We start from the raw sequence: 4269 nt of genomic DNA, 5'->3' as shown, positions 1-4269 counted from the left end.
ATACACATCACTATAAAAAACATGGCAACCTCGTTGTCACTCATTAGGAGTGCCCATGTCTGAACTTATTATGAATGAAAAAACTGACTTAGAGCCTCAGGTTCCAAGTGTATTACCACTTTTAGCGTTGCGTGATGTCGTGGTTTATCCACACATGCAAATTGCGTTATTCGTGGGTCGTGAAAAATCGATCAATGCAGTTGATGTGGCTCGTAACAGTGACAATTTAGTATTTGTAGTTGCGCAAAAAGATTCGCTTACAGAAGAAATTGATCACGATAACCTTTATCAGTACGGAACTGTTGCTAAGATTGTTCAAGTCGTAAATCATGAAAATGATGAAAACTGCATTAAAGTACTTATTGAAGGCTTACATCGCTCTAAACTTGAAAAGATTATCGATGAAGATAGTCATTTGACTGCTGAACATAGCTTAAGTCCAATGACTATTAACGTAGATAAAGCTACTCAAGAAACTCGTTTGCAAGAGTTACGTACTTTATTTGCTCAATATGCCGAAGCAAAATTACGTAATGCTCGCGAACTCGTTGCTGCGGCTAATAAAATTGAAGACTTGCTACAACTCATGTTCTTCGTAGCAACACGTGTGCCTCTAAATATTGAAATTAAACAGAAGTTTTTAGAGTACGATGAGTTTGAAGCACATTTGCAAGAGCTTATGAGTTACTTGGTAAATCAATCTGCAGAACAGCAAATTGAACAAACTTTGCATGACAGCGTAAAACGCCAAATGGAAAAAAACCAACGTGAATACTTTCTAAATGAAAAAATGAAAGTCATTCAACGTGAACTTTCTGACATGAATGGCGGCGCTGAAGATGATGTTGCTGAAATAGAGAAACGTCTTGCTGAAGCCGATTTACCTGAACACGTACGCAAAAAAGCTGAAGCAGAGTTCCGTAAGCTTAAAGCAATGCAACCAGCTTCTAGTGAAGCGGCTGTTGTACGTAACTATCTAGAAGTAATTTTAGATACGCCGTGGAATAAAGCGAGCAAAGTGAGTATTAACCTTGCGAAAGCACAGGAAATTCTCGATACAGATCACTATGGCTTAGATGATGTTAAAGATCGTATTGTCGAATACTTAGCTGTTCAGTCGCGTGTTAAAAAACTCAAAGGTCCGATTCTATGTTTAGTAGGCCCTCCAGGTGTAGGTAAAACTTCACTTGGTGAGTCTGTAGCGAAAGCAACAGGTCGTGAGTTTGTTCGTATGGCACTCGGTGGTGTACGTGACGAAGCTGAAATTCGTGGTCACCGTCGTACTTATATTGGTGCGATGCCAGGTAAAATCGTGCAATCTTTAACAAAAGTTGGCGTGAAGAACCCATTGTTCTTACTCGACGAAATTGACAAGATGGCGCAAGACTACCGTGGCGACCCTGCTTCTGCATTGCTTGAAGTACTAGATCCATCACAAAATAGTAAGTTCAACGATCACTATTTAGATCTTGATCTTGACCTATCTGAAGTGATGTTCATCTGTACTGCAAACAGTATGAATATTCCAGAAGCATTGCTTGACCGTATGGAAGTTATTCGTCTACCGGGTTATACCGAAGATGAAAAAGTTAACATTGCTGAACGTTATCTTGTTCCGAAAGCAATTAAGAACAATGGTCTACGTGCAAAAGAGTTAACAATTCACGAAGAAGCGATTCGTGACATTGTTCAACGTTATACACGTGAAGCTGGCGTACGTAATTTAGAACGTGAAGTGTCTAAAATTGCACGTAAAGTGGTAAAAGAAGCAGTAAGTAAAAAGTCTAAAAACTTACAGCTTGATATTACTTCTGCTAATCTTCCAGAATACTTAGGTCCACATAAGTTTGACTTTGGTATTGCAGAAGATGAAGCACAAGTAGGACGCGTAAATGGTCTAGCTTGGACATCTGTAGGTGGTGAGTTACTTACTATTGAAGTTGCAGCTGTCAAAGGTAAAGGTAAATTCATTACGACCGGTTCACTCGGTGATGTTATGAAAGAATCTATTACCACAGCAATGACTTTAGTGCGTACACGTGCCGATGAGCTAGGTATCGAAGCTTCTCGTTTTGAAGAAACTGATGTACACGTTCACTTACCAGAAGGTGCGACACCAAAAGATGGTCCATCTGCTGGTTTAGCGTTAACCACTGCCCTTGTATCAGCATTTACAGGTATTGCGATTCGTCCAGATATTGCAATGACTGGTGAAACAAGTTTAGGTGGCCGTGCAATGCGTATTGGTGGCTTAAAAGAAAAACTTCTTGCAGCACACCGTGGTGGAATCAAGCTTGTCTTTATTCCTCAAGACAACGTTCGAGACTTAGCAGAAATTCCTGCGAATGTTAAAGAAGGTTTAGAAATCAAAGCTGTGAAAAGTATTGATGACATCTTGCCTTTAGCATTAGTTTCGATGCCAAAGCCTTTACCTAAAACACCGATTGTAAAACCGGTGGAAGGTTCAAAAGCAGCACGTCACTAATTAAAAATATAAAAAAGAGAGCTTCGGCTCTCTTTTTTTTGTTACACAATTTGATTGAAAAATATCCAACCATCCTCATAATAGGTAATAAGGGTATTTAAATAAATGGATAGTCCTAACTATCTAACTCTTAGATAGCCTTGTTTTTTATTCTCTATGATCATCTGAACTCCAGACAGATGATCATTTGATCGCAGTCCAACACCATTTTTTGGACTGCGTTTTTTATGCCAATCTTTTAGAGCGTCAGATGCTTTCATTCATCAGGTATAATGCGTCAGCTGTTGTTTGAATGAATAGATAATATGAAAATTCGTATTCTGACCATTGGTCAAAAAATGCCTGCTTGGGTTCTTACTGGTTTTGAAGATTATTTCAAACGTATCCAACCTTTTGTACAAACTCAAGTCATTGAACTGCCTATGGCCAAGCGTGGTAAGAATGATTCAGAAGCAGATATTTTGAAATATTGCCAAATTGAAGGCGAAAGTATTTTAAATGCTTTAAAACCGAATGAAACTTTAATTGCTCTAGAAGTTGGTGGTCGGGAACTAAGTACAGAAAAATTAGCTGACACAATGAAACAATGGATGCTTGAAGGTAATGATGTAGCACTCGCCATTGGGGGTCCAGATGGTTTGTCAGATCAGGTACGTAAAGCTGCTGCATGGCATTGGTCACTTTCAAAACTCACGATGCCCCATCCTTTGGTACGTGTTTTATTAATTGAACAACTATATCGGGCCATGACTATTAATCATAATCACCCCTATCACCGTGCATAAAAGGAACAACCGTTTCATTTTAGGAACAATCCGTTGAAATTTGAATACTTTTAGCATGTTCTGATTTTGGCATAATAACTATGATTCTGCTTTTCAACTCAGGTGTAATGAAATGGAACTACAAACCCTTCCTGGACTGTTTATTTCACATGGCTCGCCTATGCTTGCACTTGATCCAGAACAAGTGGGACCTGCTCTACACCGTTTAGGTACAAATCTGCCTATCCCAAAGGCAATTATTGTGATGTCTGCTCACTGGGAAAGTAAAGCACTTGAAGTGAGTATTTCAACTCGTCCTGAAACATGGCATGACTTCCGCGGTTTTCCTAAAGAGTTATATGAAATTCGCTACAGTGCGCCTGGTGAACCAGCACTTGCAGAAGAAATCTTAAAATTATTGGCAGATGCTCATTTCGTTGCTCATGCCAATAGCACCCGCCCTCGTGACCATGGTGTATGGATGCCTCTATTACATATGTATCCAGATGCAGACATTCCCGTGGTTGAAATCTCTTTGCCATCAAATTTAAGTGCACAAGAAATTTATCGGATAGGACAAACACTTGCACCTTTACGTGATAAACAAATTTTACTGATTGGTTCGGGAAGTATTACTCATAATCTTGCAGAGTTATCTTGGCAAGGAGACAACTCTAAAGTTCCTGAATGGGCTTCAACGTTTAGAAATACTGTCGTGAATAAGCTTTCCCATCAAGATTATGATGGAGTTTTAGACTGGCCATCACTGCCTTACGTAAAACGCAACCACCCTAGTCTTGAACATTTTGCCCCTTTGTTTTTTGCTATGGGCACTGGCAATCGTTTTACGATTGTTCACAGCAGCTTCACAATGGGGTCACTAGGCATGGATATCTATCGTTTTGATTAATGATTAGGAGATACCCCGTTTCGCGGTGTATACCATTATTTTTGTTGAAAATTAGAATAACTTACAAACTTATACATTTTAAAAACCGAAACAATCAAATGTTTACATTT

At 39.2% G+C, this 4269-nt stretch carries 3 protein-coding genes; all 3 read left to right on the top strand.

Features of this window, described 5'->3' with window-relative positions:
• The first annotated feature begins 55 nt into the window (after positions 1 to 55).
• Positions 56 to 2485, top strand: coding sequence for an endopeptidase La (gene lon, locus HUN22_RS15800; RefSeq protein WP_174731315.1), 2430 nt, complete (start codon positions 56 to 58; stop codon positions 2483 to 2485).
• Positions 2486 to 2790: 305 nt separating this feature from the next.
• Positions 2791 to 3270, top strand: coding sequence for a 23S rRNA (pseudouridine(1915)-N(3))-methyltransferase RlmH (gene rlmH / locus HUN22_RS15795; protein ID WP_004793934.1), 480 nt, complete (start codon positions 2791 to 2793; stop codon positions 3268 to 3270).
• Positions 3271 to 3382: 112 nt separating this feature from the next.
• The gene (locus tag HUN22_RS15790) at positions 3383 to 4159 is read left to right on the top strand and encodes a DODA-type extradiol aromatic ring-opening family dioxygenase (protein WP_046812833.1); all 777 of its coding nucleotides are present in this window, start codon (positions 3383 to 3385) and stop codon (positions 4157 to 4159) included.
• Positions 4160 to 4269: the final 110 nt, after the last annotated feature.

Source organism: Acinetobacter lactucae (assembly GCF_013344765.1).
Lineage (GTDB): Bacteria > Pseudomonadota > Gammaproteobacteria > Pseudomonadales > Moraxellaceae > Acinetobacter > Acinetobacter lactucae_A.
Note: the sequence above shows the minus strand (reverse complement) of the source record. Positions and strands in the feature narration are given on the sequence as shown.